At 69.6% G+C, this 21,223-nt stretch carries 17 protein-coding genes and 5 tRNA genes; 10 read left to right on the top strand and 12 right to left on the bottom strand.

Going from position 1 to position 21,223, the window contains the following annotated elements:
* On the bottom strand, positions 1–1,425 hold the full coding sequence (leuC, locus tag ACFWI4_RS11875; RefSeq protein WP_387194057.1) for a 3-isopropylmalate dehydratase large subunit: 1,425 nt from the start codon (positions 1,423–1,425) through the stop codon (positions 1–3).
* 190 nt (positions 1,426–1,615) lie between these two features.
* On the opposite strand from leuC, the gene ndgR reads away from it, so the two are divergent.
* Positions 1,616–2,332: an IclR family transcriptional regulator NdgR gene (ndgR, locus tag ACFWI4_RS11870; RefSeq protein ID WP_028806673.1), complete on the top strand. Its 717-nt coding sequence runs from the start codon at positions 1,616–1,618 to the stop codon at positions 2,330–2,332.
* A 249-nt stretch (positions 2,333–2,581) separates the two neighbouring features.
* Here the strand turns inward: ndgR and ACFWI4_RS11865 are convergent.
* The 9 genes from ACFWI4_RS11865 to ACFWI4_RS11825 all read right to left on the bottom strand — a co-directional run bounded on the left by ACFWI4_RS11865 (position 2,582) and on the right by ACFWI4_RS11825 (position 6,879).
* Positions 2,582–2,654: transfer RNA gene (locus ACFWI4_RS11865), tRNA-Glu, on the bottom strand.
* A gap of 29 nt (positions 2,655–2,683) precedes the next feature.
* Positions 2,684–2,755, bottom strand: a tRNA-Gln gene (locus tag ACFWI4_RS11860).
* A gap of 26 nt (positions 2,756–2,781) precedes the next feature.
* A tRNA-Glu gene (locus ACFWI4_RS11855) sits at positions 2,782–2,854 on the bottom strand.
* Between the two features lie 62 nt (positions 2,855–2,916).
* Positions 2,917–2,989, bottom strand: a tRNA-Glu gene (locus ACFWI4_RS11850).
* Between the two features lie 42 nt (positions 2,990–3,031).
* Positions 3,032–3,103 (bottom strand) — tRNA-Gln (locus ACFWI4_RS11845).
* Between the two features lie 90 nt (positions 3,104–3,193).
* On the bottom strand, positions 3,194–3,928 hold the full coding sequence (locus ACFWI4_RS11840; RefSeq protein WP_387194054.1) for an HAD family hydrolase: 735 nt from the start codon (positions 3,926–3,928) through the stop codon (positions 3,194–3,196).
* Positions 3,929–4,176: 248 nt separating this feature from the next.
* A complete protein-coding gene (gltX, locus tag ACFWI4_RS11835) occupies positions 4,177–5,646 on the bottom strand; it encodes a glutamate--tRNA ligase (RefSeq protein WP_387194051.1) in 1,470 nt (489 codons plus the stop codon).
* Complete coding sequence (locus ACFWI4_RS11830) at positions 5,639–6,415, bottom strand: fumarylacetoacetate hydrolase family protein (protein ID WP_387194048.1); 777 nt, start codon at positions 6,413–6,415, stop codon at positions 5,639–5,641. Before ACFWI4_RS11830 ends, gltX begins: the two co-directional genes overlap by 8 nt.
* A gap of 275 nt (positions 6,416–6,690) precedes the next feature.
* Positions 6,691–6,879 (bottom strand): hypothetical protein, encoded by a 189-nt coding sequence (locus ACFWI4_RS11825; protein WP_385405623.1) that lies wholly within the window; start codon positions 6,877–6,879, stop codon positions 6,691–6,693.
* 599 nt (positions 6,880–7,478) lie between these two features.
* Here ACFWI4_RS11825 and ACFWI4_RS11820 point away from each other — a divergent pair.
* The 8 genes from ACFWI4_RS11820 to ACFWI4_RS11785 all read left to right on the top strand — a co-directional run bounded on the left by ACFWI4_RS11820 (position 7,479) and on the right by ACFWI4_RS11785 (position 17,928).
* A complete protein-coding gene (locus ACFWI4_RS11820) occupies positions 7,479–11,201 on the top strand; it encodes a nitrate- and nitrite sensing domain-containing protein (protein WP_387194045.1) in 3,723 nt (1,240 codons plus the stop codon).
* 9 nt (positions 11,202–11,210) lie between these two features.
* A complete protein-coding gene (locus ACFWI4_RS11815) occupies positions 11,211–11,624 on the top strand; it encodes a roadblock/LC7 domain-containing protein (RefSeq protein ID WP_037624995.1) in 414 nt (137 codons plus the stop codon).
* A gap of 111 nt (positions 11,625–11,735) precedes the next feature.
* Positions 11,736–12,134 carry a DUF742 domain-containing protein gene (locus tag ACFWI4_RS11810; RefSeq protein ID WP_037624993.1) on the top strand — a complete coding sequence of 133 codons (399 nt, stop codon included), beginning with the start codon at positions 11,736–11,738 and terminating at the stop codon, positions 12,132–12,134.
* On the top strand, positions 12,115–12,690 hold the full coding sequence (locus ACFWI4_RS11805; protein WP_028802395.1) for an ATP/GTP-binding protein: 576 nt from the start codon (positions 12,115–12,117) through the stop codon (positions 12,688–12,690). Before ACFWI4_RS11810 ends, ACFWI4_RS11805 begins: the two co-directional genes overlap by 20 nt.
* 351 nt (positions 12,691–13,041) lie before the next feature.
* Positions 13,042–16,254: a nitrate- and nitrite sensing domain-containing protein gene (locus ACFWI4_RS11800; RefSeq protein WP_387194041.1), complete on the top strand. Its 3,213-nt coding sequence runs from the start codon at positions 13,042–13,044 to the stop codon at positions 16,252–16,254.
* A 10-nt stretch (positions 16,255–16,264) separates the two neighbouring features.
* Positions 16,265–16,678, top strand: coding sequence for a roadblock/LC7 domain-containing protein (locus ACFWI4_RS11795; RefSeq protein WP_037625176.1), 414 nt, complete (start codon positions 16,265–16,267; stop codon positions 16,676–16,678).
* A gap of 94 nt (positions 16,679–16,772) precedes the next feature.
* The gene (locus ACFWI4_RS11790) at positions 16,773–17,366 is read left to right on the top strand and encodes a DUF742 domain-containing protein (protein WP_385405631.1); all 594 of its coding nucleotides are present in this window, start codon (positions 16,773–16,775) and stop codon (positions 17,364–17,366) included.
* Entirely contained in the window at positions 17,347–17,928 is a 582-nt protein-coding gene (locus tag ACFWI4_RS11785; RefSeq protein WP_103554950.1) for an ATP/GTP-binding protein, read from the top strand. The genes ACFWI4_RS11790 and ACFWI4_RS11785 overlap by 20 nt, the downstream gene beginning before the upstream one ends.
* Before the next feature lie 300 nt (positions 17,929–18,228).
* Here ACFWI4_RS11785 and ACFWI4_RS11780 read toward each other — a convergent pair whose 3' ends face one another.
* Together ACFWI4_RS11780 and ACFWI4_RS11775 are read right to left on the bottom strand one after the other, a co-directional pair.
* The gene (locus ACFWI4_RS11780) at positions 18,229–18,423 is read right to left on the bottom strand and encodes an acyl-CoA carboxylase subunit epsilon (RefSeq protein ID WP_385405634.1); all 195 of its coding nucleotides are present in this window, start codon (positions 18,421–18,423) and stop codon (positions 18,229–18,231) included.
* 57 nt (positions 18,424–18,480) lie between these two features.
* Positions 18,481–20,088: an acyl-CoA carboxylase subunit beta gene (locus tag ACFWI4_RS11775; RefSeq protein WP_385405636.1), complete on the bottom strand. Its 1,608-nt coding sequence runs from the start codon at positions 20,086–20,088 to the stop codon at positions 18,481–18,483.
* 431 nt (positions 20,089–20,519) lie between these two features.
* On the opposite strand from ACFWI4_RS11775, the gene ACFWI4_RS11770 reads away from it, so the two are divergent.
* A complete protein-coding gene (locus tag ACFWI4_RS11770) occupies positions 20,520–21,152 on the top strand; it encodes a YceI family protein (protein ID WP_387194036.1) in 633 nt (210 codons plus the stop codon).
* Positions 21,153–21,223 lie beyond the last annotated feature (71 nt).

The following is a 21,223-nucleotide window of genomic DNA, read 5'->3' as shown; positions in this document are numbered from 1 at the left end:
TCAGACTCCAGCGGGCGCGGGGGCGTCGGACAGGTCGGCCGGGGAGGCCAGGTGGCCGAGGACCGCCGAGGCGGCGGCGACCTGCGGCGAGACCAGGTGCGTACGGCCGCCCTTGCCCTGCCTGCCCTCGAAGTTGCGGTTGGAGGTCGAGGCGGAGCGCTCGCCGGGGGCCAGCTGGTCGGGGTTCATGCCCAGACACATCGAGCAGCCCGCGTGCCGCCACTCGGCGCCGGCCTCCTTGAAGACCACGTCCAGACCCTCGGAGACGGCCTGGAGACCGACCCGCGCGGAGCCGGGGACGACCAGCATCCGTACGCCGTCGGCGACTTTGCGGCCCTCGACGATCGAAGCGGCCGCGCGCAGGTCCTCGATGCGGCCGTTGGTGCACGAACCTACGAAGACGGTGTCGACCGTGATCTCGCGCAGCGGCTGCCCGGCGGTCAACCCCATGTACTCCAGGGCCTTTTCGGCTGCCAGTCGCTCCGAAGCGTCTTCGTACGAAGCCGGGTCGGGGACGTTCGCCGAAAGCGGCGCTCCCTGGCCGGGGTTGGTGCCCCAGGTGACGAACGGCGACAGGGAGGCGGCGTCGATGACGACCTCGGTGTCGAACTCGGCGTCGTCGTCGGACCTCAGCGTCTTCCAGTACGCGACGGCGGCGTCCCAGTCCTCGCCCTCGGGGGCGTGGGCGCGGCCCTTGAGGTAGGCGAAGGTCGTCTCGTCGGGGGCGATCATGCCCGCGCGGGCGCCGGCCTCGATCGACATGTTGCAGATCGTCATCCGGGCCTCCATCGAGAGCTTCTCGATGGCCGAGCCGCGGTACTCCAGGATGTAGCCCTGACCGCCGCCCGTACCGATCTTGGCGATGATCGCCAGGATCAGGTCCTTGGCGCTGACCCCTTCGGGCAGCTCCCCGTCGATGGTGATGGCCATGGTCTTGGGACGGGCCAGCGGCAGCGTCTGGGTGGCCAGCACGTGCTCCACCTGCGAGGTGCCGATGCCGAACGCCAGGGCTCCGAAGGCGCCGTGCGTGGAGGTGTGCGAGTCACCGCAGACCACGGTGGTGCCCGGCTGGGTCAGACCCAGCTGCGGTCCCACCACGTGGACCACGCCCTGCTCGACGTCGCCCAGCGAGTGCAGCCGCACGCCGAACTCGGCGGCGTTCTTGCGCAGCGTCTCCAGCTGGACCCGGGAGACCGGGTCCGCGATGGGCTTGTCGATGTCGAGGGTCGGGGTGTTGTGATCCTCGGTGGCGATGGTGAGGTCGAGGCGGCGCACCTGGCGCCCTGCCTGACGCAGACCGTCGAAGGCCTGCGGGCTGGTCACCTCGTGCAGCAGGTGCAGATCGATGAAGAGGAGGTCGGGCTCGCCCTCGGCGCGCCGGACGACATGGTCGTCCCAGACCTTCTCCGCGAGTGTCCTACCCATCGCTTTCCCTCCGGCCGGCTTGTGTGGCGCCGGCCCAACTAGAGATTTCGGGGCGGTGGACGTCCGCACCCCTCGTGCCGGACGTCGTCCGCCGGACCCGTTGGTCCGCGGGCCGCTGTGTCTACAAGGGTGGCGCGTTCCACCGGAAATTGAACTTGCGTTTCACAGAGTGAGACGCGAGTATCGTTTCATGGACAACAGTAGCGGCGTCGGCGTTCTGGACAAGGCAGCCCTTGTCCTGAGCGCTCTGGAGTCCGGTCCGGCCACCCTCGCGGGCTTGGTCGCGGCGACCGGACTGGCACGACCCACGGCACATCGCCTCGCCGTGGCACTTGAACACCACCGCATGGTGGCGCGCGACATGCAGGGCCGCTTCATCCTCGGCCCGCGGCTCGCCGAGCTGGCCGCGGCCGCCGGCGAGGACCGCCTCCTCGCGACGGCGGGCCCGGTGCTCACGCACCTGCGGGACATCACGGGCGAGAGCGCTCAGCTCTACCGCCGCCAGGGCGACATGCGCATCTGCGTCGCCGCGGCCGAGCGGCTGTCCGGTCTGCGGGACACGGTCCCGGTGGGCTCCACGCTCACGATGAAGGCCGGTTCCTCCGCCCAGATCCTGATGGCCTGGGAGGAGCCGGAGCGGCTGCACCGCGGTCTCCAGGGTGCCCGCTTCACCGCGACCGCGCTGTCGGGTGTACGGCGCCGGGGCTGGGCCCAGTCGATCGGCGAGCGCGAGCCGGGCGTGGCGTCCGTCTCCGCGCCGGTCCGCGGACCCTCGAACCGTGTCGTGGCCGCCGTCTCGGTCTCCGGGCCGATCGAGCGCCTGACCCGGCACCCGGGCCGTATGCACGCCCAGGCGGTCATCGACGCCGCCGGCCGTCTGTCCGAGGCCCTGCGCCGCACGGGCTGACCCCCGCTCCGCTCCCGCGCGACGGGAGGGCCGGCCTCAACGCCGCGGCAGGCCCTCCCCGAAGCACACCGTCCCGTACGTGGGGTGCGCCGTGGTCCGGCGCACCCCACACCCGTTTCCGCGTGATCCAACTCACGGCCTCGCGCGCCGAGTTGATCCAGGCCGGGGACGCGCGGAGGGGTGGGGCGCGAGGAGGGGGCGGGAACGCCGCAAGGGCCCCCACCGAAGTGGAGACCCTTGCGGACCGTGTACCCCCGACCGGATTCGAACCGGCGCTACCGCCTTGAGAGGGCGGCGTGCTAGGCCGCTACACAACGGGGGCCTGAATCCTGCGTTTCCGCAGATTCGGAGCTGGGCTACCAGGACTCGAACCTAGAATGACGGTACCAGAAACCGTAGTGTTGCCAATTACACCATAGCCCATGGTGGTTTAGACCAATTATGGTCAGTACCCCCGACCGGATTCGAACCGGCGCTACTGCCGTGAGAGGGCAGCGTGCTAGGCCGCTACACAACGGGGGCCCTAGCGATCCTGCATGAAGGGCAGCGGGTGCGACCCGAACTGCCTTCCTGGGAAGGATCTGTACCCCCGACCGGATTCGAACCGGCGCTACTGCCGTGAGAGGGCAGCGTGCTAGGCCGCTACACAACGGGGGCTTTGCGGATCTGGATCTCCGCGGTGCAGATGAGCTCTGCGAGCTGGCCTACCAGGACTCGAACCTAGAATGACGGTACCAGAAACCGTAGTGTTGCCAATTACACCATAGGCCACAGAAACGCAATCCCGTACGAAGATCTTGTTTCGGCTGACGTCTCCGGGCTCCGGCCTTTCGGCCCGCTCCCGGCGGCGCAGAAAGAACATTACCCGAAGGTGGACCCCGCTCCAAAACGGGTATCCGCGCCAAGGATCGCGGGCAACTCGGCGAGTGATCCGATGCGATGCGGACCGGCCCGTCCCGGAGCGGCGGGAGCCCCGTCGCCGCCGCGGTCGATCCAGACCGAGAGCAGCCCGGCGTCGGCGGCGCCCAGTCCGTCGATCTCCGGGTGGTCCCCGACGTAGGCGACCCGGTGCGGCGGCAGCCCCAGGGCCTCGCAGGCCGCGTGGAACGCGGCCGCGGCGGGTTTGGAGACGCCCAGCTCGGCGGCGCACAGGATGGCCTCGAAGCGGTCGTGCACCCCGAGGGTGCGCAGCTTGCGGTCCTGCACGTGGATGCTGGAGTTGGAGAGCACCGCGTGCCGGTGGCTGGAGACGAGGGCGTCCAGGGCGGGCAGGACGTCCGGGAACAGGGTCCAGGCGCCCTCGTAGTGCGTGATGTACCGGCCGAACCACGCGTCGGCCTCGGCGTCGCTCAGCGGCTCCTCCAGGAACGCCCGGACCCGGTCGCGCCGCTGGCCCTGCCAGTCGGTCTCGCCTGCCGCGTACCGGACCCACTGGGCGTCGGTGACCTCACGCCAGCGGGTGAGGGCCTCCTCCACGGTCGTCCCGTCCCCTAGCAGGCCCTCGGCCGCGAGATGCTCCCGCATGCCCGCGCGGTCCGCGCTCGTGTAGTCGAAGAGCGTGTCGTCGATGTCCCACACCACGGCGTCGATGCTCATGCGCCGACGGTAGCGCCGGACACGGCCGGCTGTCCCTCCGGGGTGCGGCCGTACCGGTGCCCGGCCGGGTGCGCGCCCGCGCGACGGCGCCGGGTCCGCCGTGGACGGCTGGACCGCGGGTGGCGTACGACCACCGCTCCGGAAAAAGGAGTTGACACGGACGGTGAACTCCGGGCCGGCGGGCGCGGATACGCGCGAGGGGCGGTGCCCGGACCGGACACCGCCCCTCGCTCACGTACGGACGACGGCTACGCGGCGAGCCGCTCCAGCGCGGCGTCGACGCGCGCCAGCGTCGTCTCCTTGCCCAGGATCTCCAGGGACTCGAAGAGCGGCAGACCGACCGTGCGGCCGGTGACGGCGACACGGACCGGGGCCTGGGCCTTGCCGAGCTTGAGGCCGTGCTCCTCGCCGGCGGCCAGGACGGCCTCCTTGAGGGACTCCGGGGAGGACCAGTCGGCCGCCTCCAGCTTCTCGCGGGCCGTGCGGAGCAGGGCGTCGCTGCCCTCCTTCATGGCCTTCGCCCAGGACGCCTCGTCGACGGCCGGCTCCGGCAGGAACAGGAAGTCGACGTTGTCCGTGATCTCGGAGAGGACCTTCATCCGGGACTGGGCGTGCGGGGCGATCGCCTGCCACTTGGCCTCGTCGAAGTCCTCCGGCGCCCAGGGCGCGAAGGGGGCGCGCAGCCAGGGGGCGCAGCGCTCCGTGAAGTCCTTCACATCGAGCATGCGGATGTGGTCGGCGTTGATCGCCTCGCACTTCTTCAGGTCGAAGCGGGCCGGGTTCGGGTTCACGTCCGTGACGTCGAACGCGGCGACCATCTCGTCGATCGAGAAGATGTCGCGGTCGGCGGCGAGGGACCAGCCGAGCAGGGAGAGGTAGTTCAGCAGGCCCTCGGGGAGGAAGCCGCGCTCGCGGTAGAGGTTGAGCGAGGACTCCGGGTCGCGCTTGGAGAGCTTCTTGTTGCCCTCGCCCATCACGTACGGGAGGTGGCCGAAGGCCGGGGTCTCCTTGGCGATGCCCAGCTCGATGAGCGCCTTGTAGAGGGCGACCTGGCGGGGGGTGGAGGAGAGCAGGTCCTCGCCGCGCAGGACGTGGGTGATCTCCATCAGGGCGTCGTCGACGGGGTTGACGAGCGTGTACAGCGGCGCGCCGTTGGCGCGGACGATGCCGTAGTCCGGGACGTTCTCCGGGAGATACGTGATCTCGCCGCGGACGAGGTCCTCGAAGGTGATCGCCTCGTCGGGCATCCGGAAGCGCACGATGGGCTCGCGGCCCTCCGCCTCGTAGGCGGCCTTCTGCTCGGCGCTCAGGTCGCGGCAGTGGCCGTCGTAGCCGGAGGGCTTGCCGGCGGCGCGGGCGGCGTCGCGGCGGGTGTCCAGCTCCTCGGTCGAGCAGTAGCAGTGGTACGCGTGGCCGGCGTCCAGGAGCTTGGCGGCCACGTCCGCGTAGATGTCCATGCGCTGCGACTGGCGGTACGGCGCGTGCGGGCCGCCGATCTCGGGGCCCTCGTCCCAGTCGAAGCCCAGCCAGCGCATCGAGTCGAGGAGCTGCCCGTACGACTCCTCGGAGTCGCGGGCCGCGTCGGTGTCCTCGATACGGAAGACCAGGGTGCCTTCGTTGTGCCGGGCGAACGCCCAGTTGAACAGGGCGGTGCGGACCAGCCCGACGTGGGGGTTGCCGGTCGGGGAGGGACAGAAACGTACACGGACGTTAGCCACGCTTGATCACCTTGTTGGTGAGAGTGCCGATGCCTTCGATGGTGACGGCGACCTCGTCGCCGACGTTCAGGGGGCCGACCCCAGCCGGGGTGCCGGTGAGGATCACGTCGCCGGGGAGCAGCGTCATGGCCTCGGTGATGTTGACGATCAGGTCCTCGACGGAGTGGATCATCTCGCTGGTGCGGCCGAGCTGCCGCTGCTGCCCGTTGACCGTGCACTGGATGGTCAGGTCGGCGGGGTCGAGGTCGGTCTCGATCCAGGGGCCGAGCGGGCAGGAGCTGTCGAAGCCCTTGGCGCGGGCCCACTGCTTCTCGCGCCTCTGCACGTCGCGGGCGGTCACGTCGTTGGCGCAGGTGTAACCGAGAATCACGTCCTTGACGCGCTCGCGCGGCACCTCGCGGCACATGCGGCCGATGACGACGGCGAGCTCCGCCTCGTGGTGGAGCTCGCTGGAGAAGGAGGGGTACTGGATCGGGTCGCCGGGACCGGTCACCGAGGTCGAGGGCTTGAAGAAGGCGAACGGGGCCTCGGGCACCTCGTTGCCGAGCTCCTGGGCGTGCTCGGCGTAGTTGCGGCCGAAGGCCACGACCTTGTTCGGGAGCACCGGCGGCAGCAGCCGGACCTTGTTCAGCGGGACCTTCGTCCCGGAGAGCTCGAAGTCCGCGAACGGGATGCCCTTGATGATGTCGAGGACGAGCTCGTCCGGCTTGTCGCCCTCGACCGCGCCGAAAGCGACGTTGCCGTCGATGGAGAATCTGGCGATGCGCACGGGATCCTTGCGCCCCTCACTGAGCTGGCTGGAGTCTGACGCTCCAGGCTAACGCGGCAGGGGCTGCGGGCTTCGCGTATATCCGCCGGGGCGGTGAGCCATCCGCCGGGGCGGTGGGCGGCGGGGCGCCGGTCCCGGACGGGGAGGGGTGCTGGTGCCGGTCCCGGGGACGGGCGGGCCGCCGGTCCCCGGAGGGCGGTGGTCCCGGAGCCGGGGCGGTGGCGGTGGCCGGCGGGGCCGCGCGCAGGGCGCGGCCCTCGGGCCGGCCGCCGGGGTCACTCCGCGGCGGCGACCGCGACCGGGGCGTCCATCAGGACGGTGCGACGGGGGTTGGCGGTCTGGAGGGGAAGCGTGACCGCGTGCTCCGGCAGCTCCGGCGTGCGCAGGGCGTCGGCGTCCTCGAGGTGCGCCAGCGTCGTGCGCCGCGGGTTGGCAATGTTGCGGAACATCATCGTCGTCTTCACCGTTTTGCTCGACCTTGTCGTCCTGGGCGCCGCCGGGGGCAAAGAGCCCCGTATAGGCGCGGGTTGTCGGATTCGCCATCCCTGTAAAGCGTCAGGCTAAACATTCAATTCCCTGGCGATGCCGTGAAGACGCCATGATCGCCGTGTGAGTTTGCTCACTCACCAAGGGGCAAACCGGTCAATCGAGGCCCCCCACTCGGGGCGACCAAACGGACATTACTCCACTGAACCAATCATTCCGCTCCTGATCATCGCGACTGGGACAGGGTGGGGACGCCCGTGGCTCGTAGGCCTATGCCCGGTATGTACGAGAACCCTTTACACACCTGGTGACAGCGCACTCACATGCTGTCACGGAGGTCACAGCCTGGTACACGGCCCTTGTTGGAGATCCTGCACTGTGCTGGAATTCCTCGGACCGCCGCGGATTCACGATCCGGCGCGCAGGGGCGCTACTGAGCGCCGAGTGGCGGCGGGAAGGGGGAACCTGCGCCGGTCACTCAGACCACATACACAGAGCGCATCTGCGCCTGTGTACAACGCCGACACCGTCCCGCCGTTCCAGCGGAGGGGCGCCTGGTCCAGAGGTTGCGACGCTAGTGCAGGGACGTTTCAAGAGGGATGGCAGCGCTTCGGCGGAGCCGGAGCCGCGCGGCGGGACCGACCGCGGTTCCTCGCCCCAGCACGCCCAGAACCCGGGACCGGCAGAGGTCGGCGGCAGCGGTGAACACTCCGCTCGCGCCGGCGCGAAGCCCAAGGCTCCCGCCACCACGACCGACGCCACGCAGACAAGCACGCCGAGCTACGGCTCGCGCGTAGCGCTGCGGAACTGGCGCATCTCGACGCGACTCGTCTCGCTGCTCGCACTCCCCGTGGTCGCCGCGACCTCGCTGGGTGCGCTCCGCATCAACGAGTCGATGGACAACATCCAGCAGCTCGACAACATGCGACTGCTGACCGAGATGACCAAGCAGGCCACCGAGCTCGCCGCCGCGCTCCAGAAGGAGCGCGACGAGTCGGCCGGTCCGCTGGCTCACGGGGCCCTGGCCAACGACTTCAAGGTCAAGTCGGTGCGTGACAACACCGACATAGCCAAGAAGCACTTCCTCGAGGGCACGCAGCAGGTCGACGACGCCACGTCGAAGGGCCAGCTGTCCGGTGTGCACGACAGCCTCGTCGGCGTCGTGAGCGAGCTCTACAAGCTCAACCAGATCCGCAGCGACGCCTACAACGACCCGGCGAACGCCACCCAGACGGTGGACGCGTACCACCGCCTGGTCACCGAGCTCCTCGCGTTGTCGCAGGACATGGCCGAGGCGACCAGCAACCCGGAGATGATCCAGCGCACCCGTGCACTGGCGGCCTTCTCCTCCGCCAAGGAGTACGCCTCCGTCCAGCGGGCCATCATCGCCGCGGCGCTGCCCACGCGCCCCACGGTCTTCGGAAACCTCTCCAAGAACGACCAGCAGTACGCGCTGTCCGCGCAGGAGAGCCAGGAGTCCGAGAACAGCAGCTTCAAGAACATCTACGGTGCCGGCAGCACGGAACTGCTCCTGCCCATCGAGGGTGACAACCCGACGATCAAGTCGGCCGACCAGTACGCCAAGCGCGTGCTGAGCAACCCCGAAGGTCTGAAGACGCAGAACAAGCGGTCGTACCTCGACTGGCTCGACGACGACTCGGCCAAGATCGACCAGATGTCGAAGATCGAGACCACGCTGCTCAGCGAGATGGAGCAGAAGGCCCGTGAGCTGCGCAACCAGTCCCAGAGTGAAGCGATCATCTCCGGTGTACTGATCCTGCTCGTCCTCGGTGTCTCGCTCGTCGGCGCCTTCGTCGTGGCCCGGTCCATGATCCGCTCGCTGCGCCGCCTCCAGGACACCGCCACCCGGGTCGCCCAGGACCGTCTGCCCGAGCTCGTCAAGCAGCTCTCGGAGTCGGACCCGCAGGACGTCGACACCTCGGTGGAGTCCGTCGGTGTGCACTCCCGGGACGAGATCGGCCAGGTGGCCGCGGCCTTCGACGACGTGCACCGCGAGGCCGTCCGCCTCGCCGCCGAGCAGGCCCTTCTGCGAGGCAACGTCAACGCGATGTTCACCAACCTCTCGCGCCGTTCCCAGGGTCTTATCCAGCGCCAGCTCTCGCTCATCTCCGAGCTGGAGTCCCGCGAGGCCGACCCCGACCAGCTCTCCTCGCTGTTCAAGCTCGACCACCTCGCGACCCGCATGCGCCGTAACGGTGAAAACCTCCTCGTCCTCGCCGGTGAAGAGCCCGGCCGTCGCTGGACCCGTCCGGTCCCGCTGGTCGACGTCCTCCGCGCCGCCGCCTCCGAGGTGGAGCAGTACGAGCGCATCGAACTCGCCTCGGTGCCGGGCACCGAGGTCGCCGGCCGGGTCGTCAACGACCTCGTCCACCTGCTCGCCGAGCTGCTGGAGAACGCCACGTCGTTCTCCTCCCCGCAGACCAAGGTCAAGGTCACCGGTCACGCCCTGCCCGACGGCCGCGTGCTGATCGAGATCCACGACACCGGTATCGGTCTGTCCCCCGAGGACCTGGCCGCGATCAACGAGCGGCTCGCCGCTCCGCCCACGGTGGACGTCTCCGTCTCCCGCCGCATGGGTCTGTTCGTGGTCGGTCGTCTGTCGCAGCGTCACGGCATCCGCATCCAGCTGCGTCCGTCCGACTCCGGTGGTACGACCGCGCTGGTCATGCTGCCCGTGGACGTCGCCCAGGGCGGCAAGAAGCCCATGCCGAACAAGCCCGGCCAGGGTGCCTCCGGCGGCGGCCCCGCCGCGGCGCAGGCCTCGGCCGGTGTGGCCGCGGCCCGTCGCTCGGGCGGTCCCTCGCTCGGCGCCGGCTCCCCCTCCGCTCCCGGCGGCTCCCTCGGGGCCTCGCCGCAGCGCGGACAGGTCGCTTCGGGCCAGGGTCAGCGGGCGGCACTGCCCGGCAGCAACCAGGGCGGTCGCCCCGGTGCCTCCGGCGGTGGGCGCGGTTCCCAGGGCGGTCAGCGCGGCGGGCAGGCTCCCGCGGGCGCCAACGCCTTCGGAGCGAGCCCGCAGCAGGGCTTCCCGGCCCAGAACGGCTCGCAGCAGGGCTTCGGCGACGGACAGTCGGCGAACGCCTTCGGCGACACCTCCGGCGGCCGCAAGAACGCTTACGGCAACGGGAACGGCTCGGGTCAGAACTCCTTCGGCGACAGCGGTGCGGCTCCGGCCGCTCCCGCGCAGGCGCCGTCCGGCAAGAGCGGCCGTCGCCGGCCGCAGCTGCCCGGACGCGGCAACTCCTCCGCCCGTGCCGAGCTGCCCGGCGGCAACGCCGGTGCGCGCACGCCGAGCTGGAGCGACGACAACGCGCAGCCGCCGGTTCCGCGTACGTCGCTCGACACTCCGCGCGGCCACGAGGACCCCGACTCCACCTCGCGCATGCCGCGGATCGACGACCGGCAGAACCCCGCCTCCACCGCGGAGTTCGCCCGTCCCGACTTCGACGCCCCGCGCCCCGGCGCGGCCGCGCCGCAGAACAACGGCCAGCACAACGGCCAGAACAACGGCCAGTACGGCTACGGCAACCAGTCCTCCAACGGCCAGAACCCGGCCGCCACGGGACAGTTCGCCGCCCAGGGCTACGGGGCCTCCCAGTCCCCGTCGTCCACCGGCCAGTTCGCCCAGCCGGGCTACGCGCCTTCCCAGGACCCCTCGTCCACCGGGCAGTTCGCGGCACCCGGGTACGGCAACGGGCAGGGTTCGTCCACCGGACAGTACGAGCGACCGGCTCCCCCACAGCCGCCCGCCCGTCCGCAGGCTCCCGAGGCGCTTCCCCCGGCCTCGAACCCCGGTGACGGCCGTACCCCGCTGTACGACACCCTGGAGACCAACTGGTTCCACGGTCAGGCGAACGGCTCGGACGGCGCGCCCGCCAATGGCGCCGTCCAGAACAACGGTTCCCAGGGATACGCGCAGGCCGCCCCCCAGCAGCCCGCCACTCCTCCGGCTCCGCAGCGGCCGGCCGCCGCACCGGCCGCCACCACCACGTGGCGCAGCTCTCCCAACGACGACCTCGTCAAGCAGGCAGAGCGTTCCCGCAAGCCGTCGGCAGGCGGGGTCACCACCTCAGGCCTGCCGCGCCGCGTCCCGCGAGCCAACCTCGTCGCGGGTACGGCACAGCAGCAACAGCACCAAAGCGGTCCGCAGGTCTCGCGTGCGCCCGATGACGTACGCGGCCGGCTGACCAATCTCCGTCGGGGCATTCAGCAAGGTCGACAGGCCGCTCCCAACGGCCAGACCGGCAGCTTCCCCAGCCCCACTCACCAGCAGGAGCGTTAGTTGAGCCCGATGAGCCAGGCGGCACAGAACCTCAACTGGTTGATCACCAACTTCGTGGACAACACCCCCGGGGTGTCCCACACCGTCGTCGTGTCCGCCGACGGACTCCTTCTGGCAATGTCCGAAGGCTTCCCCCGCGACCGCGCGGACCAACTGGCGGCCGTCGCCTCCGGACTCACTTCGCTGACCGCCGGGGCGTCCCGGATCTTCGAAGGCGGCTCGGTGGCCCAGACGGTCGTGGAGATGGAGCGCGGTTTCCTCTTCCTGATGTCGGTTTCGGACGGATCGTCCCTCGCGGTCCTCTCCCACCCGGAGTGCGACATCGGCCTTGTCGGCTACGAGATGGCACTGCTCGTCGACCGTGCGGGCGCCGTCCTCACGCCGGACCTGCGTGCCGAACTACAAGGCAGTCTGCTTCACTGACCGCCGCCGGATCCAGACACCGCACGAAATCACCGTCCGGCCGCCACAATCCCCCCACCGGCCTCAACAGACGGCACGACTGACCGACTTGCTGTCCCGCCCGGAGGATTCATGACCCCGCCCCCCGCCTCTCATGATCCGTACGCCGAGTCGTACGGGGATGAAGGCGACCAGCCGCTGGTACGTCCGTACGCGATGACCGGCGGCCGGACCAGGCCGCGGTACCAACTGGCCATAGAGGCTCTGATCAGCACCACGGCCGATCCGGCCCAGCTGATGGGTCTGCTCCCCGAACACCAGCGCATCTGCCATCTGTGCCGGGAAGTGAAGTCGGTGGCCGAGGTGTCGGCCCTCCTGTCCATGCCGCTCGGCGTGGCCAGGATCCTTGTCGCGGACCTCGCCGAGGCCGGACTTGTCGCCATTCACCAGCCTGGCGGCGATGAGAACAACGGCGGCGCGCCGGACGTGACACTGCTCGAAAGGGTGCTCAGTGGACTTCGCAAGCTCTGACGGAGGCCGGGCGACCACCTCCGCGAAGATCGTCGTAGCGGGTGGCTTCGGTGTCGGCAAGACCACGTTCGTGGGTGCCGTCTCCGAGATCAACCCCCTGCGGACCGAGGCCGTCATGACCTCCGCTTCGGCGGGCATCGACGACCTCACCCACACCGGGGACAAGACCACCACCACGGTGGCCATGGACTTCGGCCGTATCACCCTCGACCAGGACCTGATCCTGTACCTCTTCGGTACGCCGGGCCAGGACCGCTTCTGGTTCATGTGGGACGACCTGGTCCGCGGCGCCATCGGTGCCGTGGTCCTGGTGGACACCCGGCGTCTCGCCGACTGCTTCCCCGCGGTCGACTACTTCGAGAACAGCGGCCTTCCGTTCGTCATCGCCCTCAACGGCTTCGACGGGCACCAGCCGTACAACCCGGAGGAAGTGCGCGAGGCTCTTCAGATCGGCCCGGACGCTCCGATCATCACGACGGACGCGCGACACCGTGCAGATGCGAAGAGCGCTCTGATCACTCTGGTCGAGCACGCTCTCATGGCCCGGCTGCGGTAGCAGCCAAGTAGACGGCCCTGTATGGAAGTTGTCGTAGAAGCATTGGAGCCGGCTGTGTCATTTGACACGGCCGGCCTCGGTGTTCATAACGTTTCGACAGAGAATTTCGGGGGCCCCGACACGCATAGCGGTCAGCCGGTGCCCCTGCGTTCATGAAAGCCCCGTCTTTTGGCGGGGCTCGCTCTTTATGACCGTTTTATCTGTGGTCAGCGCCACTCGGAATCATCCGTTCCGAGTGTTTGGAATGGCGCTGCTTGACGTGCTGGAATGCGCTGAACTGCCCAGTAGTCAAGGGCGCTGGTAGATACGGCGGCACACAGTGGGTGCCGACGCCGAGAGGTTGTTGGTCGAGTGAGGCGAAGCATGAACGGTCCCGAGCCGTCGGCACGGGGCAACTTCACCCCGCCGGCGCGCGGAGCGGCGCCCGCACAAGTCGCCGGCCCCGAGCCCACGCCGGCGCCCGCGCCGAGCGGGAGCCGATTCTCCCCGCGCAACTGGCGCGTGCCGACCAGGCTGAACGCGATCCTGCTCATACCCGTGGTGGTCGGCCTCGTCATGGGCGGCTTCCAGGTGAAGGGCTCGATCGACACCTGGCAGGAAGCCCAGGACGCCGAGAAGACGGCCCGCCTGGTGCAGGCGGCCCTGAACTACGGCGACAAGCTGTTCGTCGAGCGCGACCTCAGCGCCGCGCCCCTGCTGACCGGCAAGGGCGCGAAGGACGCGACCGTCGTCAAGGTCCGCCGGGACACCGACCTGGCCGCGGACGCCTTCGACCAGGCCGCGCAGAACATGCCCAAGACGCCGGGTCTTGAGCGCCGCCTCTCGGTCTTCCGCAACGTCGAGCCCGGTCTCACGAAGCTGCGGGCCCTCGCGTACGGCAGCAAGCTCACCGGCGTGCAGACCGAGGAGGGCTACCTCCAGATCCAGCACCCGCTGATGGAGTTCGCCAACGAGCTCGGTCTGGGCACCGGAAACATCACCAGCTACGGCCGTACGGTCTACGCGATCTCGCTGTCCAAGGCCGCGCTGTCGCTGGAGCGGTCCATCGGCATGCACATGCTGATCAAGCCGGGCCCCGGTCTGAGCAGCCTGGCGAGCCAGCGCGTCGCCCTGTCCTCGTACGCCTACCTCGAAGGCATCGCCGTCGAGGAGTACCGCGGTGGTGGTACCGAGGAGGACTCCACCAAGCTCGACGAGGCCACGGCCAAGGTCAAGGCCGAGCTGACGGCGAAGGCGCGGGAAGCCGCGGCCGCCGACCCCAACTACGTACCGCCGCCGTCGAACCCGACCGACATGGTCACGGCTCTGGCGCAGCTCCAGTCCCCGCAGGAGAGCGACCGCGCCACGCTGGCCGCGAGCGGCATCACCGCGCAGAACTGGATGGCGGTCAACACCGCCAAGTACAACGCGTACCGCCAGATCGAGTCCGACCTCGCCGACAAGGCCGTGGCCGAGGCCGGCGACATCTCCAACACGGCGCAGACCGACGCCTTCATCACCGGTGCCATCGTCGTCGTCGCCCTGCTCGCCGCGTTCATCCTGGCCGGCATGGTGGCCCGCCAGATGTCCCGCTCGATGCGCCAGCTGCGCAGCGCCGCCTTCAATGTCGCCGAGCAGCGCCTGCCGATGCTGGTCGACCAGCTCTCGCGCACCGACCCCGGCCGGGTCGACACCCGTGTGCAGCCGATCCCGATCAACACGACGGACGAGATCGGCGAGGTCGCCCGAGCCTTCGACCAGGTCCACCGCGAGGCCGTACGACTGGCCGCCGAGCAGGCCCTCCTGCGAGGCAACATCAACGCGATCTTCACGAACCTCTCGCGCCGCAACCAGTCGCTGATCGAGGGCCAGCTGACCCTGATCACCGACCTGGAGAACAACGAGGCCGACCCGGACCAGCTGGAGAACCTCTTCCGCCTGGACCACCTCGCGACCCGTATGCGCCGCAACGGCGAGAACCTCCTGGTCCTCGCCGGCGAGGAGCCCGGCCGCCGCTGGGACCAGCCGGTCCCGCTGGTCGACGTCCTGCGCGCCGCCTCCTCCGAGGTGGAGCAGTACGAGCGCATCGAGCTCTCCGGCGTCCCGGAGGCCGAGATCCACGGCCGCGCCGTGACCGACCTCGTGCACCTGCTGGCCGAGCTGCTGGAGAACGCGACCACGTTCTCCTCCCCGCAGACCAAGGTCCGCGTCACCGCGACCCGTCTTCCCGACGGCCGCATCATGGTCGAGATCCACGACAAGGGCATCGGCCTCACCGCCGAGGACTTCGCGGACATCAACCACAAGCTGGCCAACCCGCCGACCGTGGACGCCGCGATCTCCCAGCGCATGGGCCTCTTCGTGGTCGGCCGTCTGTCGGACCGGCACGGCATCCGGGTCCAGCTGCGCCCCTCGGGCGAGCAGGCCGGCACCACCTCCCTGGTCATGCTGCCCGACGCCATCACCCACGGTGGCGGTGGCGAACAGCAGCCGATGCGCGACGAGTTCACCGTGTCCCAGATCATCCCCGAGCAGCAGCAGTCGTTCCAGGGTGAGAACTTCGGGACCCAGCAGCAGCCCGTGCTGACCGCGGCGGACCTCGGTTTCGACGACAGCCGCTACGAGGTCCCGGACGACATCCGCGATCTGGACCCCGTGGGCCGCTCCCTCATGCGTGAGGGGCGCCGTGCCGCGCTGGAGGCCCAGACGCACGGTCCCGAGGCGGGCGAGGCCCCCCAGGGCTACGCCGAGGGCTTCGACGCCCAGCCGGCTCACGGGTACGACGAGGGACAGCAGTCCTTCGAGGGTGCCCCGGCGTACGACGGCGCCCAGGGTGTGCACGAGGAGCAGCAGACCACGTACGACCAGCAGACGTCGTACGAGGAGCCTCAGCAGGCCGCGTACGACGAGGCGTACTTCCCGTCCAATGGCGGCTACCCTGAGCCCTCCTACACGGAGCCGGTTCAGCAGGAGCACGCCGGAATGGGTGTCTCCGCCCCGGAGACGCTGTCCGGTTTCGGTGAGCCGTCCTACCAGGACGACTGGCCGCAGCAGGACGCGTACCAGGGCGGGTACCAGGCCGACTACGCTCCGCAAGCGGAATCTCCGCAGGTCGCTGACGCGAGCGAGCGGGACAGCGTAGGCTTTGGTCGTCCGGGTCCGGCCGCCTCGGCCCCCCACACGATGACCGACGCGGGGCTTCCCCGTCGCGGAGCCGCCCCGGCCGGCAACGGTCGGCGCCCTGCGGAACCGGCGGCGCAGTCTGCGCCCGCTTCCTCCGGGAACGCGGGTGACGACTGGCGGTCGTCCAACGACGACCGCTGGCAGCGCGCCGAGCAGCTGAAGAAGCCCAAGGCGGGCGGGGTCACCTCGTCCGGTCTGCCGCGGCGGGTACCCAAGGCCAACCTGGTCGAGGGAACCGCGGAATCGACCCCCCAGGGAGGCCCCCAGGTCTCCCGTGCTCCCGAAGACGTCCGGGGCAGGCTGAGCAACCTGCGTCGCGGTGTCGAGCGGGGACGCAGTGCAGGTAGTGAGACGAACGGTCAGGGCCTCGGTTCTGACAGCACCTACAACCAGGAGCGTTAGTGTGAGCCCGATGAGCCAGGCGGCACAGAACCTGAACTGGTTGATCACCAACTTCGTGGACAACACCCCCGGTGTGTCGCACACAGTGGTGGTCTCCGCCGATGGACTCCTTCTGGCTATGTCCGAAGGCTTTCCCCGCGACCGCGCCGACCAGCTCGCCGCCGTCGCGTCCGGCCTGACCTCTTTGACCGCGGGCGCGTCCCGTATCTTCGAGGGCGGCCACGTGAACCAGACCGTTGTGGAGATGGAGCGAGGATTCCTCTTCCTCATGTCCATCTCGGACGGTTCTTCACTCGCAGTACTCGCACACCCTGAGGCGGACATCGGTCTCATTGGGTACGAGATGGCGCTTCTGGTGGACCGTGCGGGCACGGTCCTCACTCCGGATCTTCGTGCGGAGCTCCAGGGCAGCCTTCTCAACTAATAGACAGACGGTGCGAATTGTCGTCCCGGGGCCGTAAGGTTTCGGGACGCGGTCCCAGCGTTGGGTGCCCGGCACAGTCGGAGGAGGAGAGAAAGTGGTAACACCCCCAGGCGGTTCGTCTTCGGGCAATTGGTCGTACGGCCCCGGCCAGGGGCAGGGCGACGGTTCAGGCGACCCGAACCGGTACAACTTTCCTCCCTCCGCACCCCACCAGCGACGGCAGCCGTACGCGCCCCAGGGTCCCCAGGGTCCCGGGCCGTCTCCGTACGACCAGCCGTCGGCACCGCGTATCCAGCCCGTGCAGCCGCAGCGACGCTCACCCGAGGCGTCGCCCGCCGGGGCGTCCAACAATCCACTGGTGCGTCCCTACGCCATGACGGGTGGCCGCACCAGGCCCCGCTACCAGCTCGCCATCGAGGCGCTGGTGCACACCACCGCGCAGCCGCACCAGATGCAGGGCCAGTTGCCCGAGCATCAGCGCATCTGCAACCTCTGCCGGGAGATCAAGTCGGTGGCCGAGATCTCGGCCCTGCTGACCATCCCTCTCGGTGTAGCCAGGATCCTCGTCGCCGACTTGGCGGAAGCGGGCCTGGTCGCCATTCATCAGCCGGGCGGCGACGAGAGCGCCGGCGGCCAGCCAGCCGTGACATTGCTCGAAAGGGTGCTCAGTGGACTTCGCAAGCTCTAGCGGAGGGCCTTCCCGCTCCACCACGTCCGCGAAGATCGTGGTGGCGGGCGGCTTCGGCGTGGGCAAGACCACGTTCGTCGGCGCCGTCTCGGAGATCAACCCGCTGCGCACCGAGGCCGTCATGACGTCCGCTTCGGCGGGCATCGACGACCTCACGCACACCGGAGACAAGACGACGACGACCGTCGCCATGGACTTCGGCCGTATCACCCTCGACCAGGACCTGATCCTGTACCTCTTCGGTACGCCGGGCCAGGACCGCTTCTGGTTCATGTGGGACGACCTGGTCCGCGGCGCCATCGGCGCGATCGTCCTGGTGGACACCCGGCGTCTCGCCGACTGCTTCCCCGCGGTCGACTACTTCGAGAACAGCGGCCTTCCGTTCGTCATCGCCCTCAACGGCTTCGACGGCAACCAGCCGTACAACCCGGAGGAAGTCCGCGAGGCCCTTCAGATCGGCCCGGACGCCCCGATCATCACGACCGACGCCCGCCACCGCGCGGACGCCAAGTCGGCGCTCATCACGCTGGTCGAGCACGCCCTCATGGCGCGCCTGCGCTAGCGTCACACGCTCGCACGACGACGGCCCCTGCCTCTCCGCCCGGAGAGGCAGGGGCCGTCGTGCGTCGCCGGCCGCGCCGGTCCGGCGGCTCTTCCGCCCGAACGCCCTTGCCCGGTACGCCCGTACGGGAGCGCCGGATCCAACTGCCGCCCCGTGGAGCCGCGTCGGGCGGCACGAGGACGCGGGATGCCCCGACGCCCGGGAAAGGGGCCCCAGTCGGCCGTGGAGGGCGCCCGCGGACTTCCGGACACACCACAGCCCCGCCCTCCGGTGGAGGACGGGGCTGTGGGCGTCGGACTCTCAGTGCCAGCTGTGCGGCGCCCGGAAACCGGGCTCCCGCTCCAGGCGGCGCCAGCCCGCCTTGCGGTGGGGGCGGTCGGAGGAGGCGGCATCAGTGGGAGCGGAGGCGGCACGGGCCAGGAGGATCGCCGTGATGGCGGCGACCTCCTCGGGCTCGGCATGGCCCTTCTCGACGCGGATGTCAGCGTTGCTCATAGGTTTCAGTCTCCATGAGAGAGGTTTCCGCGGGGGTACCGCGGAGGATCCGCCGGGTTACTGCGGGGGGTTGCCGTGCTTGCGGGAGGGCAGGTCCGCGTGCTTGGTGTGCAGCATCGCGAGCGACTTGATCAGCACCTCGCGGGTCTCGGCGGGGTCGATCACGTCGTCGACCAGGCCGCGCTCCGCCGCGTAGTACGGGTGCATCAGCTCGGCCTTGTACTCCTTGACCATGCGGACCCGCATGGCCTCGGGATCGGCGGCGTCGGCGATCTGGCGGCGGAAGATGACGTTGGCGGCACCCTCGGCGCCCATCACGGCGATCTCGTTCGTCGGCCAGGCGTAGGTGAGGTCCGCCCCGATGGACTGGCTGTCCATGACGATGTAGGCACCTCCGTACGCCTTGCGCAGGATGAGGGAGATCCGCGGCACCGTCGCGTTGCAGTAGGCGTAGAGCAGCTTCGCGCCGTGCCGGATGATCCCGCCGTGCTCCTGGTCGACACCCGGGAGGAACCCGGGCACGTCCAGCAGCGTGATGATCGGGATATTGAAAGCGTCACACATCTGGACAAAGCGCGCAGCTTTTTCGGACGCCTCGATGTCGAGCACACCCGCGAGGCTCTGCGGCTGGTTGGCGACGATGCCGACGACCTGGCCGTCGAGGCGGGCCAGCGCACAGATGATGTTGCGGGCCCAGCGCTCGTGGACCTCGAGGTAGTCGCCGTCGTCGACGAGCTCCTCGATGACCTTGGTCATGTCGTACGGGCGGTTGCCGTCGGCCGGGACCAGGTCGAGGAGCACCTCGCTGCGGCGGTCGGCGGGGTCCGCGGACTCCGCGCGCGGCGGGTTCTCGCGGTTGTTCTGCGGCAGCATCGACAGGAGGTAGCGCACCTCGGCGATGCAGGTCTCCTCGTCGTCGTACGCGAAGTGGCACACGCCGGAGGTCTCGGCGTGGACGTCGGCGCCGCCCAGGCCGTTCTGGGTGATCTCCTCGCCGGTGACCGCCTTGACGACGTCCGGGCCGGTGATGAACATCTGCGAGGTCTCGCGGACCATGAACACGAAGTCGGTCAGCGCGGGGCTGTAGGCCGCGCCACCGGCGCAGGGGCCGAGCATGACCGAGATCTGCGGGATGACCCCGGAGGCCTTGGTGTTGCGCTGGAAGATGCCGCCGTAACCGGCGAGCGCGGAGACGCCCTCCTGGATACGGGCGCCGGCGCCGTCGTTCAGGGAGACCAGCGGCGCACCCGCCGCGATGGCCATGTCCATGATCTTGTGGATCTTCGTGGCGTGGGCCTCGCCCAGCGCGCCGCCGAAGATGCGGAAGTCGTGGGCGTACACGAAGACCGTGCGGCCCTCGACCGTGCCCCAGCCGGTGATGACACCGTCGGTGTACGGCTTCTTGGCCTCCAGGCCGAACCCGGTCGCCCGGTGCCGGCGCAGCTGCTCGACCTCCTGGAACGAGCCCGCGTCGAGCAGCAGCTCGATGCGCTCCCGGGCGGTCAGCTTGCCCTTGGCGTGCTGCGCCTCGGTCGCCTTCTCGCTCGGGCCGGCCAGCGCCGCCGCGCGGATGGCGTGCAGCTCCGCCACGCGGCCACGCGCGTCGGTCGGTTCGCCTGCGGGGATCGTGGTGCTCGCGGTGTCGGCCTCGTCCAAAACGGTCATGTAGCGACCATACGAAGTCCACCAAGGAAAGAGGCCCGTCGACTCTGCACAGTCCTCGGACCGTTTTCCTGGTGCCCCTGAACAGAACCACCATCACATGCAGGCGATCCGACTGCCGGGAGGGGTTCGGTCTTGTCGGGGTCGCACAAACCGTTCGGCCGAGTGCCATCCGGCATTCATGAGCGGCCCATGCCGTCAGCGGGGTGACACGGACCCCCGTTCGGCGGTCCGCACCCCTCGGCCGCCGGTCCGGCGGCGGCCCCGGAAGCGAACCGCTCGTGACCGAATGTCACCTCTCCCGCACACTGCGGATGCTGTTGAAAGTTGAACGGAATAGGTCTACGGTGTGCCGTGTTGACCTCGTTGAACATTCAACAGAAAGTCGCCGTGGCTCTCCCCGGACCCGCGGCCCCTCTCCCAAGGAGCTTCTGATGGGCATCTTCGGCCGCAAGACCACCGACACCGCCGAGACCTCCGCCGCCGCGGCGGCCACCACGACGGCCACCGCCGTCAGCCCCGACCTGGCCGCCCTGACCGGCGAGTACACCATCGACCCGGCCCACTCGACGATCGGCTTCGTCGCCCGGCACGCGATGGTCACCAACGTCAAGGGCTCGTTCAACGAGTTCGAGGGCACGCTGCACCTGGACGGCGGCGACCCCTCCCGGTCCACGGCCTCCCTCGACATCACGATGGACAGCATCGACACCGGGTCCGCCGACCGCGACGGTCACCTCAAGAGCGCCGACTTCTTCAAGACCGACGAGTTCCCGTCGATGACCTTCCGTTCCGTCAAGGCGGAGGCCCTGGGCGGCGACGACTACCGGATCACCGGTGACCTGGAGATCCTCGGCACCACCAAGCAGATCAGCATCGACCTGGAGTTCAACGGCTCCGCGAAGGACCCGTTCGGCAACGAGCGCGTGGGCTTCGAGGGCAAGGCCGAGATCCTCCGCTCCGACTGGGGCCTCACCTGGAACGCGGCCCTGGAGACCGGTGGCGTCCTCGTCTCCGACAAGATCAAGCTGAACTTCGACATCTCGGCGATCAAGAACGCCGGCTGAGCCCCGGGCCGACGGCCCCCGCACCGCCGCACGCTGTTCTCCGGCGCCGGGCTCCCCTCACGGGGGCGCCC

It is taken from the genome of Streptomyces sp. NPDC127038 (genome assembly GCF_042725875.1).
Taxonomy (GTDB): Bacteria; Actinomycetota; Actinomycetes; order Streptomycetales; family Streptomycetaceae; genus Streptomyces.
This window is presented reverse-complemented; position numbering and strand designations above follow the sequence as displayed.